This window comes from Capsulimonas corticalis, from assembly GCF_003574315.2.
GTDB classification, from domain to species: Bacteria; Armatimonadota; Armatimonadia; order Armatimonadales; family Capsulimonadaceae; genus Capsulimonas; species Capsulimonas corticalis.
This window is the reverse complement of record NZ_AP025739.1, coordinates 2,574,948-2,596,655: the sequence shown is the minus strand read 5'-3', so window position 1 is coordinate 2,596,655 and position 21,708 is coordinate 2,574,948. Positions and strand designations below refer to the sequence as shown.

Annotated in this window: 22 protein-coding genes; 9 read left to right on the top strand and 13 right to left on the bottom strand. The window is 60.7% G+C overall.

The genetic code is table 11. The features are described 5' to 3' along the window. The first annotated feature begins 39 nt into the window (after window positions 1-39). Entirely contained in the window at window positions 40-2,025 is a 1,986-nt protein-coding gene (locus tag D5261_RS11085) for a protease pro-enzyme activation domain-containing protein (protein ID WP_119323572.1), read from the top strand. A gap of 91 nt (window positions 2,026-2,116) precedes the next feature. Here the strand turns inward: D5261_RS11085 and D5261_RS11080 are convergent, their stop codons facing one another. Continuing rightward, window positions 2,117-4,162: a sodium:solute symporter family protein gene (locus tag D5261_RS11080; protein WP_119323571.1), complete on the bottom strand. Its 2,046-nt coding sequence runs from the start codon at window positions 4,160-4,162 to the stop codon at window positions 2,117-2,119. Window positions 4,163-4,397: 235 nt separating this feature from the next. On the opposite strand from D5261_RS11080, the gene D5261_RS11075 reads away from it, so the two are divergent. The 4 genes from D5261_RS11075 to D5261_RS11060 are packed head-to-tail and all read left to right on the top strand — an operon-like array spanning window position 4,398 to window position 7,935. Further along, entirely contained in the window at window positions 4,398-5,051 is a 654-nt protein-coding gene (locus D5261_RS11075) for a MotA/TolQ/ExbB proton channel family protein (RefSeq protein ID WP_119323570.1), read from the top strand. Further along, the gene (locus D5261_RS11070; RefSeq protein WP_119323569.1) at window positions 5,032-5,454 is read left to right on the top strand and encodes an ExbD/TolR family protein; all 423 of its coding nucleotides are present in this window, start codon (window positions 5,032-5,034) and stop codon (window positions 5,452-5,454) included. The genes D5261_RS11075 and D5261_RS11070 overlap by 20 nt, the downstream gene beginning before the upstream one ends. Further along, window positions 5,451-5,924, top strand: coding sequence for an ExbD/TolR family protein (locus D5261_RS11065; protein WP_119323568.1), 474 nt, complete (start codon window positions 5,451-5,453; stop codon window positions 5,922-5,924). Before D5261_RS11070 ends, D5261_RS11065 begins: the two co-directional genes overlap by 4 nt. Next, window positions 5,911-7,935: a PA14 domain-containing protein gene (locus tag D5261_RS11060; protein ID WP_119323567.1), complete on the top strand. Its 2,025-nt coding sequence runs from the start codon at window positions 5,911-5,913 to the stop codon at window positions 7,933-7,935. The genes D5261_RS11065 and D5261_RS11060 overlap by 14 nt, the downstream gene beginning before the upstream one ends. 61 nt (window positions 7,936-7,996) lie before the next feature. On the opposite strand, the gene D5261_RS11055 is transcribed toward D5261_RS11060, so the two are convergent. The 3 genes from D5261_RS11055 to D5261_RS11045 all read right to left on the bottom strand — a co-directional run bounded on the left by D5261_RS11055 (window position 7,997) and on the right by D5261_RS11045 (window position 11,998). After that, window positions 7,997-9,364 carry a hypothetical protein gene (locus D5261_RS11055; RefSeq protein WP_119323566.1) on the bottom strand — a complete coding sequence of 456 codons (1,368 nt, stop codon included), beginning with the start codon at window positions 9,362-9,364 and terminating at the stop codon, window positions 7,997-7,999. Window positions 9,365-9,628: 264 nt separating this feature from the next. Beyond that, window positions 9,629-10,492, bottom strand: coding sequence for a phytoene/squalene synthase family protein (locus D5261_RS11050; protein ID WP_119323565.1), 864 nt, complete (start codon window positions 10,490-10,492; stop codon window positions 9,629-9,631). Between the two features lie 15 nt (window positions 10,493-10,507). Beyond that, the gene (locus D5261_RS11045; protein WP_119323564.1) at window positions 10,508-11,998 is read right to left on the bottom strand and encodes a phytoene desaturase family protein; all 1,491 of its coding nucleotides are present in this window, start codon (window positions 11,996-11,998) and stop codon (window positions 10,508-10,510) included. Window positions 11,999-12,078: 80 nt separating this feature from the next. On the opposite strand from D5261_RS11045, the gene D5261_RS11040 reads away from it, so the two are divergent. Both D5261_RS11040 and D5261_RS11035 read left to right on the top strand, forming a co-directional pair. Further along, on the top strand, window positions 12,079-12,405 hold the full coding sequence (locus tag D5261_RS11040; RefSeq protein WP_119323563.1) for a lycopene cyclase domain-containing protein: 327 nt from the start codon (window positions 12,079-12,081) through the stop codon (window positions 12,403-12,405). Next, window positions 12,406-12,735, top strand: coding sequence for a lycopene cyclase domain-containing protein (locus D5261_RS11035; protein WP_119323562.1), 330 nt, complete (start codon window positions 12,406-12,408; stop codon window positions 12,733-12,735). 17 nt (window positions 12,736-12,752) lie between these two features. On the opposite strand, the gene D5261_RS11030 is transcribed toward D5261_RS11035, so the two are convergent. Together D5261_RS11030 and D5261_RS11025 are read right to left on the bottom strand one after the other, a co-directional pair. Then, window positions 12,753-13,295, bottom strand: coding sequence for a hypothetical protein (locus D5261_RS11030; RefSeq protein WP_119323561.1), 543 nt, complete (start codon window positions 13,293-13,295; stop codon window positions 12,753-12,755). A gap of 253 nt (window positions 13,296-13,548) precedes the next feature. Beyond that, a complete protein-coding gene (locus tag D5261_RS11025) occupies window positions 13,549-14,358 on the bottom strand; it encodes a carboxypeptidase-like regulatory domain-containing protein (protein WP_119323560.1) in 810 nt (269 codons plus the stop codon). Window positions 14,359-14,532: 174 nt separating this feature from the next. Between D5261_RS11025 and D5261_RS11020 the strand changes: the two genes are divergently transcribed. Beyond that, window positions 14,533-15,864 (top strand): DUF2314 domain-containing protein, encoded by a 1,332-nt coding sequence (locus D5261_RS11020; protein ID WP_125206206.1) that lies wholly within the window; start codon window positions 14,533-14,535, stop codon window positions 15,862-15,864. An 11-nt stretch (window positions 15,865-15,875) separates the two neighbouring features. Here the strand turns inward: D5261_RS11020 and D5261_RS11015 are convergent, their stop codons facing one another. The 7 genes from D5261_RS11015 to D5261_RS10985 all read right to left on the bottom strand — a co-directional run bounded on the left by D5261_RS11015 (window position 15,876) and on the right by D5261_RS10985 (window position 20,996). Next, complete coding sequence (locus D5261_RS11015) at window positions 15,876-16,397, bottom strand: YybH family protein (RefSeq protein ID WP_119323558.1); 522 nt, start codon at window positions 16,395-16,397, stop codon at window positions 15,876-15,878. A gap of 38 nt (window positions 16,398-16,435) precedes the next feature. Next, complete coding sequence (locus tag D5261_RS11010) at window positions 16,436-17,023, bottom strand: Uma2 family endonuclease (protein WP_218025709.1); 588 nt, start codon at window positions 17,021-17,023, stop codon at window positions 16,436-16,438. Window position 17,024: 1 nt separating this feature from the next. Beyond that, the gene (locus D5261_RS11005) at window positions 17,025-17,750 is read right to left on the bottom strand and encodes a DNA alkylation repair protein (RefSeq protein ID WP_218025708.1); all 726 of its coding nucleotides are present in this window, start codon (window positions 17,748-17,750) and stop codon (window positions 17,025-17,027) included. A 32-nt stretch (window positions 17,751-17,782) separates the two neighbouring features. Continuing rightward, window positions 17,783-18,220: a helix-turn-helix domain-containing protein gene (locus D5261_RS11000; protein WP_119323557.1), complete on the bottom strand. Its 438-nt coding sequence runs from the start codon at window positions 18,218-18,220 to the stop codon at window positions 17,783-17,785. 16 nt (window positions 18,221-18,236) lie between these two features. Continuing rightward, window positions 18,237-18,689 carry a DUF6932 family protein gene (locus tag D5261_RS10995; protein WP_125206205.1) on the bottom strand — a complete coding sequence of 151 codons (453 nt, stop codon included), beginning with the start codon at window positions 18,687-18,689 and terminating at the stop codon, window positions 18,237-18,239. Window positions 18,690-18,789: 100 nt separating this feature from the next. After that, on the bottom strand, window positions 18,790-20,625 hold the full coding sequence (locus D5261_RS10990) for a glutamate mutase L (RefSeq protein ID WP_119323555.1): 1,836 nt from the start codon (window positions 20,623-20,625) through the stop codon (window positions 18,790-18,792). 83 nt (window positions 20,626-20,708) lie between these two features. Continuing rightward, window positions 20,709-20,996 (bottom strand): hypothetical protein, encoded by a 288-nt coding sequence (locus D5261_RS10985; RefSeq protein WP_119323554.1) that lies wholly within the window; start codon window positions 20,994-20,996, stop codon window positions 20,709-20,711. 201 nt (window positions 20,997-21,197) lie between these two features. On the opposite strand from D5261_RS10985, the gene D5261_RS10980 reads away from it, so the two are divergent. Further along, window positions 21,198-21,701, top strand: a complete 504-nt coding sequence (locus D5261_RS10980) for a DinB family protein (protein WP_119323553.1) — start codon at window positions 21,198-21,200, stop codon at window positions 21,699-21,701. Window positions 21,702-21,708 lie beyond the last annotated feature (7 nt).

Below are 21,708 nucleotides of genomic sequence, written 5' to 3'. Positions count from 1 at the left end.
GGACATTTGAAATCCAAGCGTATTAAAGGTCCCGGAACCATGAATAAAACGACGATCAGTGTACGACGCGCCTCGCTCGCCCTGCTGGCTTGCCTGGGCGCCGCCGCGCCGGCGCAGGCTCAGACGGTCGTGCTGCGCGGCCATCTTTCTCCTGCGCTGGCCGGGGCTCATTGGGTCAGCCGCGCTCCGGTGGCGCAGCCGCTGACGCTGGCGCTGTCTCTCCCACTGCGCAATGAGGCGCAGCTCGCCGACCAAATCCACCGGCTATACGATCCCAAGGATCCGCAGTACGGCCATTTTCTCACCACGCAGCAGTTTATTGATCGATACGCGCCGACGGAAGAATCTTACGCCGCCGTGATCCGTTACGCTCGCTCGCAGGGCTTCGCCATCACCGAGACATATCCCAACCGCACTCTGGTGACCGTGCAGGCGCCGGACGGCGTCGTGGAGCGATCGCTGGGGCTGCAAATGCACTCCTTCCGAGCGGCGAACGGATCGCTCTTTCGGGTCGCGAACGCCGATCCGAGCGTGCCGGCGGCGATCGCCGCGCAGATCAGCGGCATCGTCGGTCTGGACGAATCGGCGCACTGGGCGCCGCAGAGCTATCTCGTCCCGCAGGCCATGGCGCAGGCGCTGCAGCCCTACCAAGTCGGCACAGGCCCCGGCGGAGCGCTCTCACCTTCGGATATCACCAAAGCCTATGGGCTGAACAACCTCACACTCGCCAATTCGGCGACAAAGCTCGACGGTCACGGGCAGGTGCTCGGTCTCTTCCAATTGGATGGCTATGACCCGAGCGACATCGCCAGCTTCACCAGCGGGTATAAGCTCCCCGGCGTTCCGCTCCAGAACGTGCTGGTCGGGGGCGCGTCCGGTCAGCCGGGCGTCAACGCCGCCGAAGTCACGCTGGATATCGAGCTGATGACGGCCCTGGCGCCGGGCGCCAGCAAGATCATGGTTTATGAGGCGCCGAATACGGCCGCCGGCGTGATCGCGGCGTACAGCCGGATCGCCAGCGATAATATCGCCAAACAGGTGAGCACTTCCTGGGGAATCACCGAGCCGTCGTGCAGCATTCCCATCCGGACCGCTGAAAACACGGCGTTCCGTCAGATGGCGGCGCAGGGCCAGACGATCTTCGCGGCGTCCGGCGACGCCGGCGCGTTCGACAATGGAAAGAACCTGACCGTTCAGGATCCCGCGTCCCAGCCGTACATCACCAGCGTCGGCGGCACGCAGCTCTTCCTGAACGCAGATGGGACCTACAAGAAAGAGAGCACCTGGAGCCATGGAAGCATCGGCTCCGGAGCCGGCGGCGGCGGCGTCAGCGCCGTGTGGTCGAAGCCGGACTGGCAGGCCGGTGTCGGCGTCTCCGCCGCCGCGCGCAATGTCCCGGACGTCGCGCTGAACTCGGACCCGTACACCGGTTACTCGGTCTTCTACAAAGGCGGCTGGTGCATCTTCGGCGGCACCAGCTGCGCGGCTCCCCTCTGGGCGGGCTTCACGGCGCTCGTCAATCAGCAGCGCGCCGCCAGCGGCGCCGGACCGGTCGGGTTCATCAATCCCGCGATCTATAAGATCGGCAAGAACTCACGCTACACTCAGGATTTCTACGACATCCACGACGGCAGCACGAACTTGTTCTATCCCGCCTTCGCTGGATATGACAATGCGACCGGATGGGGATCCTTCAAGGGCGCCGGCCTGATCGCCGACCTCGCGGCGTCCAGCACAACCGTCGCCACTCCGGTGATCTCGCTGATCGGAACGCCCCGGCCGCAAGTGGCGCGCACCGTGGCGCTGGTCGCCTGGGGAACCAACATCGCCTCCGACTCCGTGCTGTCGTACGGCCCTTCGCCCAACAGCCTGTCACGCAGCGTGGCGAACTCCAGCCAGGTCACGGCCCATCAAGTGACGGTCAACGGCCTGATGCGCGGCGTGACTTACTTCTACACGGTGACCTCCCGCGCCGCCGGAGCGTCCGTGACGTCGCCCGTGCTGTCCTTTGTAACGGCTAAGTAAAAACACCGAAAACGCAGACGACAGACGGCCCCATTGCCTTGCTTTCAGGCAATGGGGCCGTTTTCATGGATGCGAATGGCGACGCTTCGCGCTACTCGGAGGAGTGCGAAGCGACTTTCGCGGCCTGGTCGGCGATGGCGATCTGCGCCGGCGTCTCCACGACCGTCCCGCCAAGCCGGTCACTGTCCTCGTGAACCACACGGCCGTCGTCGGTGTCGTCCCGCACGGCCGTCTTCAGCGTCTCTTTGAGGTTGCGGATATCGAGCACGCCGCCGATCGTGAACCAGATCAGCACGGGAATACTCACGCACAGCATCACCATCAGATAGATATGCCAGAAGTTGATCCAGAACTGGTCGGTGATGGTATGGAACAAGAAGTGCGCCGCGCAGACGCCGATAAAGAGCAGCCACGTTCCCAGAGTCGTGCAGGCGTACAAGATCGCCAGGAAACGATCGCCGCGCGAGAACTCCTTGCCCATCCCCAGCAGCTCCAGCCAGCGATTGGTCAGCGTGGATTTCACCTCATGCTCGTGCGGATCGGTGGAGTAAACGCCCCGATGCAGCATCTTCTCCAGATTGAACGGACGCCGAAGCCCTCCGGTGGCGAAGGAGACGCTCACGTAGAGCACGATGGAGACCAGACTGGCGAGGAGCATCATATACTGCCCATTGATCGGGAACTCGCCGAGATGGTGAGACTGCCAGTAGAGCGGCAGCAGCAGCCCTCCGATCCCCAGCACGCCGCCCGCCGCCATGGCGCAGTAGGCGCCCGCCGCCGTTCCAAACCGCCCATACAGGCCCCCGATCATCACGGAGCCGGCGCCGGCCAGCCAGATCACGCCCGTCATCGCCTGAAACATCTTGATCTTGTCGGTTTCGGAATAGACCATGCTGAACACGAAGATAAAGACGGCCACGAAGAAGATCGACCAGCGCAGCCACCGAATCTGCTGATGCGGCTCCAGCGGACGGTTGCGCAGAGGCAGCAGCACGTCCTGCACAAAGATGCTTCCCCAGGCGTGCAGATAGGTGTCGTGACAGGTGAACGACAGGAACACCACGATCATCGCCACAAGACCTTTGATCCCCACCGGCAGCAGATGCGCCAGCGCCACCGGGATCAGCATTTCGTTCTGGACCGATGGATTGCTGATCTGATGCAGCACGGCGTTCACCGAGGCCGCCTGGGCGGCGTAGTGCGGCGAGTGCAGCAGGGTGTATCCCGCCAGCGGCAGGGCGATGCTCATCATGCCCAGCGGAACGCCGCGCCAGTTGGAGATCAGCGCGCCCATCCGCTGCTCGTGCGGATTGCGGGCGGACGTCATGAATCCCTGACCGCCCAGCCACGCCTGATAACAGTAAATCGAAATGAAGAACTGGATCAGGTAGTACCAGAGATTGAAATCCTTCACCTGGGTCGTGTGAAAGGGATTGAGCATCGACGCGTTCGCCGGCGCCATTTGCAGCGCCGCGACTTCCCGATGCCACGGCACGATCAGCAGCGCGGCCACCGCGATGGCGACATAGGCCACGCAGGCGATCATTCCCTGCGCGCACTCCGTCACCATGACCGAGATCTGACCGCCCGCGAGAACGAAGTAGAGCGCCATCCCCAGATCCGCCACCATCAGCGCGGGATAGGTGGCGATATGCAGCCCCAGCACGGGGAATGTGTCCGGCAGGCCGCAGAAATAAATCAGAAAGCGCGCGGCGACGGCGGGAAAGATACCGAAGTTGATAATCCCCGAAAGCCAGCACAATCCTCCCGCAAAGACGCGAAAGCGCCGGCTGTACCGCATCTCAAGAAACTGGCCAACCGTCAGCGCCCGGGTTTCGCGAAGCCGATAGAACACCCAGCCCGTCATGATGAAGACGATGCTGAGCGGCATGTACATCAGCGGCCACCAAAAGTTGACGAAACCTGCTGAGGTGAACGCCTGCCACCCGGCGACCAGCGTGATGACGCCGAAGTTGCCCATCTCGCCCGAGATCGTCAGCAGATAGCGCCCGGCGACCCGGTTCGCCGACAAAAAGTCCGCGACGCCTCGCATCAGCGAGCGCGTGCTCCAGCTGACAAGACGGATCACAACGATGGCTGCGATCACGATCATCCAATCGATCCAACTGAGATTCAATACGCCGCCGCCTTTCCTGACCGGTTATTTCCAAGACACCATACCGTAATCGTTTACGGCGCTCTCACTATCTTAACATGATTTCTTATGTTTTACCAGCCTAAGGAAACTTTTCCTCGCGTCATCGCGCCTCAGATGGCGTGCAGCGCGCTCGACGCATCGAAAATAGATCTATATGGTACTATTATTCGGCGTCAATCTGGCAATTTGAGCGATCGACGCCGAGGAGAGTGCAATGTTTGTCCACGGGCTTCAGTTCCTGCTGCGCGGCGGTCCGGTGATGTGGCCACTGTTTGTTTGCGCCATTTTGTCCACGACGGTGATGATCGAACGGGCGGGAGCGCTGCGGCGCGCGCTGGGCGGCGCCGATCTGCTCGTGGCGCGTGTGATGCAGTTGATGCACGATGAGCGCTACGACGAGGCGCTGGACACGGCGCGGAGCCATGGCGGCCCGGTGGGCCGGGTGCTGGCGCACGCCGTGAGCAATCGGCATCGGGACGTTCCCGCGATCGAACGGTCCCTGGAAGTGGTGGCGCAGGAAGAAACGCCCAAGATCACGCAGCGCCTTGGCGTTCTGGACACGATCATCACCGTCTCTCCTCTGCTGGGTCTGCTCGGAACGGTCACGGGGATGATCGGAGCGTTCAATGTGGTCGGCGATCCAAGGTCGCTCGGCGGCCCGGCGGCGATCACGGGCGGCGTCGGCCAGGCGCTGATCGCGACGGCCACCGGCCTCGCCATCGCCATCGTGACGCTGGTGGGGTACAACGCGCTCGGCGAGCAGGCGCGCGCCGTGGTGGCGGCGATGGAGCGCGGGGCGACGCGGGCGATCGAGATCATCGCCAGCCGCCCAGCGGAGGAGCCGGCGTATGAAGATGCCAATGCCTGAGATCAAGCGGGCGCGGATCGAGATCGTCCCGATGATCGACACCATCTTCTTTCTGCTGGTCTTCTTTATGATCGCCAGTCTCTCCATGGTCCCATTGAAGTCCCGGCACGTGTCGCTGCCGGAAAGTGAAACGGCGAATCAAAAGCCGCAAAACCAAGTCGTGCTGACGGCGGCGAGCGATGGCGCGCTGTTTCTGGACCGAACCCGCTGCACGGAGCCCCAGCTTCTGGCGATGCTGCGCGGGCGCGTGCAGTCCGATCCGAATGTGACGGTGCTGATCAACTGTGACAAGGCGCTGCCGGCGTCCCACTTTCTGCGGCTGTTCGATCTGGCGAAACAGGCGGACGCCGCGAAGGTGATGGTCGCCACCCTGCCGCGAAACCTGGGGGCGCAGCGTCCATGAAGTTTCCACAGCCCAAGCTGCGCAAGGCGCGGATTGAGATCGTCCCCATGATCGACACCATCTTCTTTTTATTGGTGTTCTTCATGTTCACGACTCTCTCGATGGTGAAGATGCAGGGACTGGGCCTCAATGTCCCCACGGACAGCGCCGCCGCAGGCGCGCCTGGCAAAACGCCTGCCCGGATGACGCTGTCGGTCGCGCCGGACGGGCGCTACTATTTGAACGCGCGCCCCATCGCTCCCGCCGATATGCCGACGGCCTTGCAGCAAGAGCTCGCCCGGCGTCCGGGCGCGGCGGTCGTGGTGAACGTCGCGCCGACGCAAAGCACGCAAACCCTGATTTCGGTGATGGATATCGTCAACGAGACAATGACCCGCGCCGGAAGCAGCGCGCCGATCGTGATCGCGACCGAGCGCGTCAAGACCGACGCCGGCGATACAGGACAGGATCCGGGCCATGTGGACCGATAAATCTCTGCGCAAATCATTTCTCCTCGCGCTCTGCCTGAACGCCGGCGCTGTCTGCTGGCTTGGGACAACCGACGCCTGGCGTTCAACGCACGCCGCCACGCGGCAGACAAAGCCGCCCCTCCCCACGCGCCTGATCCAATTGGAAGCGATGCCGCTCGAAAGCTCGGCGACGGGGAAAAATCGATCCGGCGCAGGCAAAAACGAAAGCGCGGCGGCCTCCGGCGCCGCGAACAGCCCGCTCGGCCCGGACGGCGCCCCGGCAGCCTCCGGCGCGGCGGCCAAAGCCAGCCTCAAACCCCAGCGCCGCTTGACCGCACACGAGCAGCGCCTCGCGCAGCGGGAGCAGGCTCAAGAAGCCGCGCGGCGCCGCATCCAGGCGGACGCGCTCAAACTCCCGGACCATAAGCCCGCGCCCGTCACACCGGAAAAGCCATCTCCAGCCACCGCGCCTCCGCCGCAAACAGCGGAAAAAGCGCCCGCCAGCTCCGCGCCGGACACTCGTGTGGCGTCCCTTCCCAAAGACGATCAGGGCGTCACCACACGTTTAGGGGAAAAAGCTCAGGATGGCGCGGCCGCCGACAAAACCGTCGGCGGCGGCGATCGTCAGCAGACAGGTTCACCGCAGGGGGCAAACGGTCCGCAGAACGCCGACCCACAGCGCGGCTCGAATGGACGGCGCGCGGAGGGCGCGCCGCGCGGCGCGGGCGGCCAGAGCGACTCGCGCACCACCCCAAACGGTCCGCACGGAGGCGGAGCGCGGCCAGGCGACCGTCAGCCGCTGGGAGGTAAAGACGCCGCGCTGCCTCAGCATGGGCCGGTGGGCGGCGTTCCGGTACACGAAGGCGCAAATCCGGGCGCGCGGCGCGGTCCGCAGAATGCGAGCGGAAATCAGAAATCCGGGCCGGACTCAGGAAATACGCAAACATCCGGCGGGGCGACGCGCCAAACCGGCGCCGACCGCCGAGGCGCTCCAGCCGAAGCGACGCACGGACAAACCGGCACGAGCCCGGAGACAGGCAATCGAGCCGCCGGCGCCCAGGCTCTGACCACGCCGAATGGCTCCAGGCGCACGCCCGGCGGCGAGAAGCCAGCGGGGCGCGCCGGCCAGTCTTCTCGCCCCGCGACTGACAGGGCGGCGCAGGCGTCCGGTCAATCGAGCGCCGCACAGCAGCGGCTTCAGAATAACTACGACCGTCTGGCGCGCGGCCCGGTCACCGCCCTGCCGCCGGGCGATGTTCAGGGGGCCGATCCCGGACATGAGCGAAGCGCCCCGGTCCACAAGCTGCACCTGCCGACTACAGACAACGCGCCCAGCGGCGAGATTCCCGGCGCGCTGGTTCCGGAAGCGATGCGCCGTCTGGTCGTCAGCCCCAAGGCGCATCAGGGATCGCCCGCGCCGAAACAAGACAAGTCCACGCAGGTGGCGTTCCTCCTGACGCCCGTGTCCATCGGCTCTCATAGCGCGCGTGGGAACCTGCCCTGGACGCCGGAGCATGCCCAAAAACCGAAGGGCCAAACAATCCAAGGCAAGGGCAAAGTCGATGGCGGCGGCGACGGCAGCGGTTTGCTCGGCCAATACTATCTGGGCAAAAACTTCGAGCAGCCACTGTTCCAGCGCCCGGACGCCAATATCAATTTCAACTGGACGCGCAAGATTGTCGATCCGCGCATGCCGGCGCGCCAGCCGTTTTCGATCCGCTGGACCGGCAAGATCACGCCGCGCTTCTCCGAAACCTATACGTTCTACACCGCCTCCGACGACGGCGTCCGGCTCTACATCGACGGCAAACTGCTGATCGACAACTGGTCGATCCACGCGGCGTCGGAAGACGCCGCGCAGATGGATATGAAGGCGGGCCAGGCGTACCCGATCGTGATCGAATACTACGAAAAGAACGGCAACAGCGTCGAGATCATCAAGCTTTACTGGGAAAGCCTGCATCAGCTCAAGGAATACGTGCCGCAAAGCTGCTTCTCGTATCCGAAGACGGACGATCTGAACGGGCATTGACGAGAAATTGCCAGGCCGTCATGTAGCCTGGCAATTTCTCGTTTCCAGCAGCGGTTAGCTTTTAATACCAGGTCTTGTAAGCACTGCCGGGGTACACGCGGATCAGGTGGCACTCCAGCTGATAGTGGCTTCCGTGTCCATACATGTCCACGATCTTCATGACGTCGTGATAGCCGTTCATCTGGCGCGCTTTTTCGACATCCTGCGGCGTCCACTTTAGCTGCTGCACGCCGATCACGTCATCGCCGCCGGTATGCGTGATCGCATACTCCTCGTCGATCTGCAACTGTATGGCTTTCATCGATGGAGAGTTGTTGTCGTTCAGATAACTATCGATGTCGATCTGAGTTTCAAATTTATCCATTTTGAACGTGCCCCAGGTATTTTGGTAGACGTTATTCCCATTCAGATGGTACTTGCTGTAATCCCACGTTCGCCCATAAAAGAAGTCCCAATAGTAGTTGTTCGACTGTCCAAGCCCGACCAGATAGATCGTGGAGGCGGGATGCAGATCGACCGTTTCGACACCGTCTTTGTCCATCGCCGTCACAAGGTCGACACTGTCCCAGATATTGTTACCGGCGGTCACGCCTTCCTCCACTTGTGTCCCCCAGGTTTTGGAGTTGTAGCGGCTATTATAGGCGAGCCCCAGGAAATACGTGTCGTCGCCGCCGAACGTGCTCATCTTCTTGACGCAGTGGTACCCCTGGACATAGGTCACATAGCCCGGCGACTTGGCGGAAACCACGGTCACCGGCAGCGAATTGGTCTGCACCTTACCATCGCCCGAGACCAACGACACAAGATAATCCCCATCGCAGAGCGTATCCGGGAGTTTCGTGAATGCGTACAGCCCAAACCGCGAGGAGACATCCCCGACCTTCTGCGTGGGAAGGTAGGGATTATTCACCGGAACAAAGGACATATAGCAGTAATCCGGAATTCCCAGCCCCGACACTGTAAAGTCCTGTCCCGTAATGGCGGGATGAGAGGTCGCGGAGATTTGCGCCGGGTAGTTGCGCGGGCTTGTGATCTGGAACTTGATACGATTCGAAAGACCATAGCCAGGCGTCTCAAGCTGCACGTAGTACACGCCATCAGGAAGGTATAGCGGCGTCAGGTTCAGCTGCATGTCCGTGCCGGAAGAAGGATGCCTGGTTGTGACATCAAAATAGCCTTTGGAGTATGGAGTACTGAAATACTGCTCGATGTGAACCGTGTCCTGTGTCGGCGGGTTACGTGGGCTGACCGCGAAGTGAGCGCCCATCAGCGAGAAATCATCCGTCGGCTGGAGCGTGGTCACCCCGCCAATCGCCGGCGACGGCGAGATGACCCAGTTGATCCACGCGGTCTTGGCCTGGACAGCGGAGGCTCCCATCAAAGTTAAGAAAGCGATCGAGGCAAGCGATCGTTTGAACGTTGGCGACATGTCTGTGTTCTCCTGTGAACGGCGTTTTTACAGGGCCCTGCGCCCCATCGGAGGCGCAGAGCCCAATCAATTTCAGGAGCATTCTAGACGCCGCTCGTGAGAGAGTCGTGACTGCTCCGTGACTTTACCGTGATATTTCCAGGAGATTCGACAGTGCTTGATGAACAAGCAAGCGAAACGATTTTAGGAGGACGTCAATGCAGATGACGGAGCGCGATCCGACCGGCGTATAACCGCCTGCGCCTCACCTTAAACGGCATAGACTCACGAAGCCCCGCTCATGCGCAGGCGTACGAAGGCGGTGGCTTTCTCGAAGGCCGTGGTGCGGGCGCGGCGGGCGAAGACGTCGTAGTTGTTTTCTTCAATTTTGTCGAGGATCTGGGCGTAGAGGTGGCGGGCAAGTTTGACGGGGAGCTGGCTGCGCGGGGGAATGCTGGACATGCCGAGGTCGGCGCTGGCGTAGTATTCGCGGGCGCGGGCGATCTGGAAGCGCATGAGGTCGCGGAAGGCGTCGTTGACGACGCCGTTGGCGAGCATGGTTTCGGTGTAGCCGAAGCGACGCATCTCTTCCTGGGGTATGTAAATCCGCTGGCGGTCGCGCCAGTCCTCGCCGATGTCGCGCCAGAAGTTGGTGAGCTGCATCGCGAGACCCAGATCGTGGGCGTGGACGAGCGCCTGCTCGTTGGTGACGCCCATCACGCGGCACATCATCAGGCCGACGACCGAGGCGCTGCCGTAGGTGTAGGTCTTGAGGTCGTCGAATGTCTCATAGCGAGAGCGGGTGAGGTCCATCGCCATGGCGTCGAGAAAGGCCAGCGGATACTGTTCGGAAATGCGATAGCGCGCGGCGACATCGGCGAAGGCATGCAGGACCGGGTTGTCGGAGCGCCCCATCTTCAGCGCCATGCGGGTGGCGTCGCGGTATTCCGTCAGGCCGCGCCGGGGATCATCGCCCGGCTGAGGGTTGTCCACGATCTCGTCGGGATAGCGCACAAACCCATAAAGGGCGTGAACGCTTCGACGGATTTCGGGTGGGAAGAAGAGAGTGCTGAAGTAATACGTTTTGCCATGGTGCGCGTTGATGCGCTTGCAGAGATCGTAGGCGCGATCCAGCTCCGTTGACGGCATGATAAAAAAGGTTTTCTAAGCGGCGTCCGCTGCGATACGCTCGGAGACGAGCTTGGCTCCCAGGCAGACAAGCGGCACGCCAGTCCCCGGCGCGGTGCTCGCCCCCACAAAGTACAGGTTACCCACATGTGGGGCTTTGTTCGCGGGCCGGAAGTACCCAACCTGAAAAATTCCGTGCGACAGTCCAAACGCCGCGCCGAATTTCAAGCGATACAGCCGCTCCCAGTCGTGCGGAGTCACCATGCGCTCCACCACGACATGCTTGCGCAGATCCGTCAGCCCCCGCGCTTCCAGCCGATCGAAGACTTTCTCCCGGAACTGCGCGATCTGATCGTCCGTCCACTGCTGCTGCTTCGTGAGATGCGGGATCGGGACCAGCACAAAGAGATTGTCCCCGCCCTCCGGCGCGACGGACGGGTCCGTGCGGCCCGGGGCGTTGATATAGAACGACGGATCGCGCGGCGCGACTTTGGCGTCGAAGATCTCCTCGAAGTTGCGCTTGTAGTCGCTCGAAAGATAGAAGTTATGGTGATGAAGCGCGGGATAGCGGCGATCGGTTCCCAGATACATGACGAAGGCCGACGAAGTAAACGCCTGCTTGCGCCATGAAGCTTCTTCATAACGCTTCGGCCGCGCCTCCAGCAGATCCGTGTAGGTGTAGGGGAGGTCCGCGTTGGAGATCACGATGTCCGCCGGAATCACCTCGCCGCCGACGCGCACGCCGACCGCTTTCCCGTCCCGAACCACGATCTCTTGGACCGTCTGCTCCGTCCGGATCTCCACCCCAAGGTCTCCGCAGACCTGGACCATCGCGCGCGGCAGCGTATAGAGACCGCCTTTGGGATAGTACAGACCATCCTCGGCCAGTTCGGTGTAGGGAAGCAGCGTATAGACAGCGGGAGCGTCGAAGGGGGAGATGCCCAGATACATCGACTGCATCGAAAACGCCTGGCGCAATCGATCGTCTTTAAAGAACTGGGAAACGTGGGTGTAGAGCTTATCCAGCGCGTTGAGCTTCTTGAGCAGCCCCAAGTTGTGCGCCGTGAAGAAGTCGCCCGCCGTGCGAAAGTCCTTCTCCACAAACTCAGACCGGCCGAGGCGGTACTTGCGGCTGGCGTCCTCCAAAAAGCGATAGTAGCCCGCCGCCGATCCCGGCTCGATACGCTCCAGCTCGGCGATCATTGTCGGCAGATCGCTGGACATCGTCATGAACGAGCCATCGCCGAAGTGGACGCCGTAGTTCGGCTCCATCTTGATCAGGGGAACAAGCGCGTCGAAGTCCGCGCCACAGAACGCGAACAGTTCGCGATAGATATCCGTCATCAGAAGCAGCGAGGGCCCGGTGTCAAACCGATACCCCTCGGACTCCCAAATGTTGCACCGCCCCCCGGCGGCCGCGTTCTTTTCCAGCACCGTCACCGAAAACCCGCCCCGCGCCTGTAGACGCATGGCGGTCGCCAGTCCGCCGATCCCGGCGCCGACGATCACGACCTTCTTTTGTGACATGGAAAACGAAGATACTTTCTAAGGCGATCTCCTCACGCATTACGCGCGATAACGGAGCCCGTCCTAAGCTATAATAGCATATGACGTACGCCGGGTTCCTGCTGATCTTCCTCGTCGTCCCCATTCTTCTGCTCGCCGCCGCGCTGCGGCGCAAGTTCCGGCGCCGCCACGCCCTCGCCGGCGCGATTGTCTGCGCCCTCGCCTTCCTCTACACCGCCCCCTGGGACAACCACGCCGCCCGCATCGGCCTCTGGACCTTCGACTCTGTCTTCGCCCCGCGCAGCCATTTCCTCGGCTTCCTCCCCTGGGAGGAATACGCCTTCTATGGGCTGCAAAGCATCCTCATCTGCCTGCTCACCATTTGGCTCGCCCAAAACCGACGCCTCTCCGGAGGCGATGACCTCTAAATGCACACCCCGCACGCCTACCTCATGTACGAACTCCTCTGGGCGCTCCCCGTCATCATCATCCAGTGGCTCGTCGCCGGCCGCGAGCTCTGGAAACGCCGACGCCTCTTAATCGCCGTCTCCACCCTCGCCACTCTCTACCTCGGCGCCTGCGACGCCCTCGCCCTCGGCCACGGCATCTGGAGCGTCGACCCTAAACGCGTGCTGGGAATCTACGCAGGTCCGCTACCGCTGGAGGAGTTTCTCTTTTACGGCGTGACCAACGTGATGGCGGCGCAGGGGTTTGTGATGATCGTGGGATATCTGAGAGAGCGAAGACGCGGCGCATGAAGGCGCCGGCTCACGCCTTAACCGTGTTCCAGTGAAGCAAGCGCCTTCTGGGCATTTTCCTTCACGAGCTTACGCGAATCGCTTAAAAATGGGATGAGATACGGGATTGCTCGCTTGGCTCCAAGCTGTTTCATAGTTTTTGCAAACTCAATTTCGTCTAAGCCTGATGTCCAGCGGCTTGGAAGAATTTGAAGGGCGGCATTGTAGATTTTGTCCTTTTGATTGGGCGCGAAAGTCTTGATTCGTCTCAGCCTGCTCAGCACTTCCATATGCAAAAGCGCAGCCTCCTGACCGCCATCAACGAGAGGCGTTTTCATGAGATTGATCGCCCAAGCAAGATCCCGATTGGAAATGACGCCGATGGAGTCGATCTTATCGCGGATATCCATCAGTTTGAGATAATCGTCCGACGTCATTATCCCTTCTTCTTGACTCGACTTTGCAAGCTCTAACGTTTCCTGAGTGGGGGCGGCGCAAGCAGGCTTTCTGTCGGCAAATAAATAGATGGCCCCAACAACGATGACCGCGAAAATAACGCCGCCCACCGCTTTTCTCGACATTTTTGTTGCTCCTTTAAACACTCCCTAAAGACGAGATTGCCCATGTCATGCAGACTATAACGCAAAATTCATCAAACGGATGCACAGATTTCGTGGATACTGTGGGGCGTCGGTCCCAACGGCGTGCCCGGGATCTACACGGGCCTGCTGCCGCTAGAGAAGTTGTTCTTCTACCGACTAACAACTTTGATGGCGACGCAGGGGTTTGTGATGATTGTCGGATATTTCAGATAAAGCAATGGCAAATGCGCCGTCATTTCACGATCACTTTCACGTCCGGATCTCCTGCCTGCAAGCGCATCCACGCGCTTCGTTCGCCGTGAAGAACATTGATGTCCACGCTCCCCGACCCCACGCCGGTAATATGAAACCGGCCATCGGCGTCGCTGACTTGCTGTCGAAGATGCGTTTGCGGGCCTTCGGCGGTGACAAGAACGCCCGCGACCGGCGCCCCCCATTCATCCAGGAGTTGTCCAGCCACATGGTAGAGTGCTTTTTGTGGAGAAATCGCGCCCAGATCACACGTCTCTCCCGGCGGCGGCGCCGTAAGGTCGTAGCGTCTCGTAAGTTCGTATCCCTCCGCATGAATTTCAACGCCGTAGGATAAGTCGGGCCAGAGATCCCCTATCAGAAATCTTCCGTCGTCTTGCGTTCTTGCTGGGTAGCCAAAGCCGCTGTGAACTTCATACAGATACCACACAATAAGAGAGCCAGCGATTGCCTGCCCTTCTTCATTCCGCACAATCCCGGTCAGCGACACGGCCGCATTCTCATCAAGCTGTAAAGTGACATCGTTGGCGGGCATCGTAAGCGCCAGGGCTTCGCGCGTCACGAAATGCCCATCGCGAGCTCTGAGCCGCACACTCAGAACTCCGGGAGGCATCTCGACGGAAAAACCGCCGTCGGCGTCTGTTCCCAAGAAAGACATCTGCGGCCACAAGTCGATATCGATCTCCTCGGAAAACATCATGTACAACAGGATATGAGCGTTTGAAGACGGTTTCCCATCAGGCCCAAGCACGCGGCCGCGCAGATTTTCGACATTTCCAAGCTCATCAAGCATTCTCGATCTCCCCACACAGCGAGCATATCATTGTGCTGATCTCCATCGAAGGATATGACCCTCACAGCCTTCTATCTCATGAAACGCGAATTCCAGCAAATGGGTTGCGAGCAATCTTTTGACGTGGATCCCGCCAGCAAAACTCATGATATAATAGGCCCGGAGGACGGCGGCATGCGATTTCCGTTTTTTGGCAGGCTCTCAAATGTCCCGGTGGAGATTAAGCTCCCGGACATTCTGACGGTGGGATTTGGCGTCTATTTCCGTAGCGCCGGCGAGCCGCCGAGCGATGCGGCGCTTCGCGCGATGGCTGGGGCCTGGATCGAACGGTGGATGGAGCTGCCAATGCGGGGCGCTGCGCTGGAGTATCTGCAAAGTCCGATGCTGCGGGTCGAGGTTCGCCCCGTGCGGGATACGCCAATGCCGCCGATGGACATGCTGCGGGCGATGGGCATGGGAGAGCTGGAGGAGCGGCGGACTGCGGCGGCGACGCATCTGGTGATGCTGGCGGGTAGCGACGCCGTCCGGCATCCGTGGTTCGGCCTGCACTCCACCCACGCCGCCGCATTGGGAATGGCGCACGGCCTGAACGGCGTCGTGTACGACGCCCAGACGAGCCAAATCCTTCCCACAACTCTCTTGGAAGAATCGATCCCCGGCGATGGGAGATTTGCGCTGACCCAGCAGATTGTGATCCCCTTCTCCGCGAACGAGCGCGGCGAAGGGTGGATGACGACCAAGGGAATGGAGAAGTTTGGCCTGCCGAATCTCCAGATCAAGAACGTGCCGCCGGGATGCGCGTCCGTGCTCATGAATGCGATGAACGGCGTTGCGAGCCGGCTAATCAGCATCACGGCGCGCGAAACCGACGGCCGGAAAGAGCCGCTCAAGCTGCTGAAAGTCGGTCCGGAAATCCGTGTCGGCGCGGAGGATGTCGTCCGCGCCTACGGCAAGGAAGACGGGGAAGAAGATCGGCCCGGCGAAGGCGTTCGCGGATGGTCGACAGTGCGTCTGACAAAGGAGCGAAGCTGGCGGGGCAGCGAGATGATGCTCACTATCGGGCCACCCGCGCCGGGGAATACAAAGACATCCAGCTGGCTGTATACGCTGCTGGAAGATCTGTTCGGCTCCAGCGACGAAGTCCAGCTGATTGAAGGCGGCTCGGAAACCATGGAAACGGCGCACCTTCGGGCGGTCGCCGAACTGTCGGCGGTCAAGCAGCGCTTCCAAAACGCTCTTCCTCCGGGGACCACGCTTTACATGAAGCACGGTTTTCCGAGACGCGGGGCCGAGGGTGAAGAGTTCATGTGGATCGCGGTCAAGACATGGCGCGGCGACCAGATCTCAGGAACGCTCGTCAACGATCCCCAATACTGCCTGCATTTGCGCGTCGGCCAGCCCGTTCAGATCTCCGAAGCCCAAGTCTTCGACTGGCTGATCACCACTCTCGACGGCGCCCGCGAAGGCGAATACACCACCCACGCCCTGCGCGGCGGGGAACTTTAAGAGAGAAGCATCTAGCGCGGATGCACCTTGAGGTCGTTCTGAAGCGTCTGACGGTGCTGGATTCGCCAGCCGTCTGGGGTATTTACCCACAGGTCGCGGACCTGGAGATCGCTCGTGAAGGAACCGTGGAGCTTGGCGAATAGGATCCGCTTCTGGCCGGTTCCGTCCGAGTGCAGATGCATCTCCACCAGTGTCCCGGCGGGCGTCGGCGTCACGCTTTGGATGGTGTAATGGCTTTGGATGGTCGTGATTTGGCCGAGCTGCTTTTGGTAGCCTTCCCGGGCCTGTTCTTTGGTATGCCGGGTGCCCTTCTCGTCGATCTCGGTGTAATCGGGGGTGAAGTACGCCATCATGTGCGAGAGGTCGCGCCGATTGAAATCGGCGTTAATGTCATCGTAAATGACCTTGATCGCCGTCTCCGTGGCGACGCGGTCAGCCGAAGGCGCGGCGGCCTTCAGCGTGTGAGGCGATAACAGAACGGCGGCGACGGCGCACAGCGAAAACAGGGGTTTCTTGAGAAAAGAGTTCAGCATAGGAACGTCTTACCCGGAATCGGTGGCCGCACCGCCGTCTATACCGAGGTGGGCAGTAAATCCCTCACCAAAATCGACGCGTTCGGCGCCGAGAGCGGTGTACACACATCGCCATCGCTTAAGATTATTACCTCACGATATCCTAATCCAGGCTCAGGCGCGCGGCGAACTTCCAACGTTCGCTCCACAAGATTGACGATCCAGTATTCACCAATTCCGGCGGCGGCGTAGAGGGATGCTTTGCGTGTGCGATCGTAATGGAGAGTGCTGTCGGAAACTTCCACGACGAGCAGAGTTTCAGAAGCGCCGGGGTGATGATCTTCGTAGGTTCGCCACGATCCTGGAGCAACCAGCACATCAGGTTCCGGCTCCGAACGGTCACTGAGCGCCAAAGGAAGCTGCGCACGAACTTCATAGCCATCGCCAAAAGCGTCCGCAAGGGCTTCCGTCGTCGCGCGAACAGAGGTGGAATGCGGGGAGCTTTGAGGCGTTTTAACGAAAATTATCCCTTCGATTAATTCCAAACGCTCCTCAGGGGCGAATACCCCTGTTTCCGAGGCTTTGTAGTAATTTGCCCGCGTCCAGAGACGCGGACATGGATCATTCGCCATGCCGATCGCGAGCATTTTAGACGCCTCCCTTTAAATACGCCTGTCGCTCCTCCGGACTGAAATGTTCGATGGCGTAGCGCAGCGCGGTGCGTGGGATCGTTTTGTAGTGGTCATCTTGCGCCAGCCAGGCGACAAGCTCGGCGCGGGAGCAGCGTTTGCCGATCTCTCGGAGCATCCAGCCGACGGCCTTTTGGATCAGGTCATGGGAGTCGTTTTTCAGAATATTGACGATCGTGAAGGCGGACGCGGCGTCGCCCAGCTTGATGTCGTGAAAACAGGAGAGCATGGCGATTCGGCGCTGCCAGAGGTCGGAGGAGTGGGCGAAATCGATCAGGATTTGCTTGTCGCCGCCGTACAAATGGGCGCCGACGATGTATTCGGCAGTCCCGTCGATGAGGTCCCAGTTATTGATATATTGGGTGTTCGAAAGATAGAGGCGGAAGATCGCGGCGCGCTCTTGCGCGGCGCCTTTTTGATAGCGATGCACGAGGATAAGCAGCGCCGTCAGACGGGCTTCGTGCTCGGGAGCATGGAGCAGGTCTTCCGTTTCGCTCAGACTCAGCGTGTGAAATCGTTTGGCGATGGCTCGAACGGACGGGACGGATAGGCCCAGGAAGGTGTCGCCGGCGCCGTACTCGCCGGGGCCGGTCTTGAAGTAGCGGCCCATGCTGATCGCGCGTCGTGGATCGGCATGGGCGGTCAGATGGGCGAGCGCGTCTTCGGCGGTTAGTGGGTTACTCAAGGTTATCAGAGGGGCGTTAAGCAAATCATCATTCAGGAAATAAACCGGACATCCTCAGTCACCGACACACCTAACGCCTTAATGACCATGCTCAGACGTTCAAAGCTGGCGGCGGCATAACCAGTCGATTCATAGCGCTGTATTTGCTGTTCTTTTAATCCCATCCTTAAGGCCAGCTCTTTCTGACTTAATCCCTGTGCGATACGCGCTTTGATCAGCGCGCTCGGCAAGGCGTCAAATGTCCCTGAGACATGGAATACGTTTTGTCCTGACTGCAATGCGTCATATTCTTGAAGCTGCCCCCGCAGATCTTCCAGTTGACTTCGCAATGCATCTTGCTGAGCTTTTTGCAACACTGGATGGAGAGATGATTTTTGCAAAGCTTCTGATTCGATGATGTTCGCCAGAGCCCGTTCAAAATTCGCCGCTTGTGTCTTAGTAATGCGATACTGCCGTTCATTACGAATCATTTTCTTACTCCGTCAATCATTCATCGAGATCTAGAATGTCCAGATTTAAGCACACGATTCCCTTGCGGGAGCCGTCATCTTTATTTGTCTGAAAAAAATCTAGAAACGTCTGGCCACTCTCACCTTCGGGGAGTTCCGCCGGGAAGAATTCTCCGGCAAAGCGTTCTTTTTGCGCGGCGCGGCCGTTGTCGAAATTCAAGAACACAGGGTTCAGTAAATCAGGGTCAACGCCCTTAACGCCCCAGCAGGCGTCATAATCGCCAGGAGTGTGCTTGGCCGTCACAAAGCTTCCATCGACAAACACCAATCCGCATCCCGCCGATTGCAGCAAACGCAATGCAATGAGCAAACCATCAAGCAATTGTTTACGCCTTGGTGAATTCCCAAACCGCTCCGTAAATTCTAACCAATTGACGGAGTAAATTCCCGGCGGAAGCATTCCTCGGCGATCAAATTCTGGCAGCGTCATAAATGGTCCAATGAACACACCAAGCGGCGTCAACACAATTATATCATTGTGTTGACACCGCTGTCAATAACATGTCAGTTAGATAAAGGCGTAGCCTCCCCTACTCCGGCGCGCTCGTATGCACGGCGAGGCCGAGGACGCGGAGCCATTCTTGGAGTTTGGCGACGCGCTGGGTGGGTTCGCTGGGGATGACGACCGGGCGGCCTCGGGTGTCGAGAATGAGGCCGACGACGCCGCCTTCGAGGGTGACGGTGATGGGTTTGCCCTTGCCGGCCCCGACGTCAAAGCCGCGCGCGGGGGTGATGGTGGCTTCCTGGGTCTGATCTTCCTTGAGATGGATCAGGCGCAGCTGGCCGAAGGGGACAATTTCCGTGGTGGAGCCTTTGAAGGCGACGGTCAGGCAGGGTTCGCCGTCCTTGGCCGTTCCGATGGGGGCGACGACGTGGCCGAGCTTGATCAGACAGTCGCGCTCGAAGACCTGGGTGGCGGCTTCGGGAAGGATCGTGGAAAGGACGCCGAGCTGGGGCATCATAAAGATGGAGTCGACGGCGAGCATGGTGACGCCTTCGGGCTGGTAGGCGTCGAGCATCATCAGGGCGCTCTGCGCGCGCTCGGGGGCGTGGGAGAGGACACCGCCGCTGCCGATGATCATGTCCAGCTTAATCATATTGACGAGCGTCTTACCCGTCGCTTCGCGCTCGAATTCGACGCCGGCCTTGGTCTGCACGCCTTTGAGGCCGCGCGCCAGCGACTTGTGGTGCTCGAAGGCCAGGCGCAGCGCTTCCCGGGCGACGGCTTGTTCGATCTGAAGGTCGCGCAGGGTCTGCGGAATGGTCGTCGGCCGGATCATCTTATTGCGGAGTTGGTTGCGCAGATAAGCGTCGTCGGCCATAAACGGGATCCAGCGCGCGATGTTGGCGATCCCCGCCTCCGTCAGCACATTGCAGATGGAGTAGGACATGCCGAGGTTGGCGGAGACGGTGCGGTTGAAGACGCCGCCGAAGACGGAGAAGACGTCGGTGGTGGCGCCGCCGATATCGACGCCCAGCACATCGATCTTGCGCTCTCGCGCGATCGTTTCCATGATCTTGCCGACCGCATTCGGCGTGGACATAATGCCTGCGCTGGTCCAGGTGGTGAGCTTCGCGTACCCGGGCGCCTGCTGCATGACATGTTCGAGGAAGAGATCGTGGATCGCCTCGCGCGCGGGGCCTAAGTTTTCTCGGTCCAGAGTCGGGCGCAGGTTCGGCACTTCGCGGATATCGACGATGTCGCCGGCGATGTCCTCGACGGATTTGCGCGCTTCGATATTTCCAGCGTAGATGACCGGCAGTTTGAGGCCAATGCCCAGACGCGGCTTTGGGTCCGCCGAACGCAGCATCTCGGCCATTTCGGTCAGATGCGTCACCGTGCCGCCGTCCGTGCCGCCCGACATCAGGATCATGTCCGGGCGCAGCGCGCGGATGCGCTCGACCTTCTGGTAATCTTTGCGGCCATCGTCCACCGCGATCACGTCCATGATGATCGCGCCCGCGCCCAGCGCCGCCCGCTCGGCGCTCTCCGCGCTCATCGACTTGACCACGCCCGCCACGGTCATCTGCAAGCCGCCGCCCGCCGAGGAGGTGCTCAGGTACAGATCCACCCCGCTTCCGTCGGCAGCCGCCGGCGTGATGACCTGCCCGTTGTCGTCGAGGATCTTACGCCCCGACAGCTCCTCAACCTCGCGCGCCGCGTTCGACACGCCGATGGTGACATCGTCGAACGGCGCCTCCACCGTGGTCGGCGCCTCCCCGCGCGTCGTCAGCCGATACTCGTCGCCCTGCTTTTCAATGAGAATCGCCTTGGTGGTCGTGCTGCCGCAGTCGGTAGCGAGAATGGTCCGCACGTTGCTGGTGTTGGTCAAAGGATTCGCTCCACGATCTGAAGATAGCCCCATTCTATCACACTGCGCGGAGGGAACGCAACACGCCCGGCAAGGCCGCAAAAAGCGCCTTTCGCCCATGGCGGCGGCGCCTGGCTCTATCGCAGCCGCGCCGCGATCCAGGCCATCATCAAAACAGAGAGGAAGACCACGGAAGAAAGGAGCGCGATCTGCACCACGGGCCGATGCTGAGGGTGATTTTCATCCCGGAGTAAAGCGCCGAAGGTCTTCAAACGCCGCAGCGCGCCGCACGGCTCAAGGCGGGGTTTGGCGTCATCGCCCCCAAGGCGCTTGTCTTCACGCTGGAAATAAGCGCCGAGTTGGCGCATGGGGGCAATGAGCAGCAGAAAGGAGACGAAGGCTACAAAAGCAACGCATAATATCATAAGTGAGGCGATCCGACTGCCGTACACAGCGACGACACATTGATTTTATCATATTGGACGTCGCCGCGCGTCACGAAAAGTTTTTTGCCGCCGCCGGCGCATGGTGTCGATTCCCTCATTCTCCCGGCGACTAACTCATGAGTAACGAAAACGCGGCCGCCAAAGCCGCTCCGCAAATCACGATACAAGGAGAACCTCACGATGACACAGACACTCACAGGCCCCGGCCAAGAACTGATCGACCGCGCGAAGCAGAACGTCGCGGCCGCGCGCGATCAGCTACTGACCACCTTCTCCTTTGTCCCCGACGACAAACTGAACTGGTCCCCGTCGCCCAGCGCGCGCACACCGCTGCAGATCGCCGCGCACTGCGGCTCCGCCACCGCCACCTTCGCCGGGCTGCTGCGCGGCGAGCCCTGGCCGCTCGCGCCCACGGCGGCGGAAGCCGCCGCCCAAATCCGTGAACGGGACGCCAAAGGCTGCACGCGCGAAGAGGCCATTCAAAGCATTGACGCCTCTTCCAAATCGCTCCTCGCCGCGCTGGAGCAGGCGACGCCCGAGATCCTGGGAAGCACGATCTGGACGGCGTTTGGCGAGTTCCCCTACGCCTTTGCGGTCACCTTTCCCGCCGAGCATATCTCCGGCCACGCCCGCCAGATTGACTATCTGCAAACCATTTGGGGCGACATCCAGGATCACCATTAAGACCACG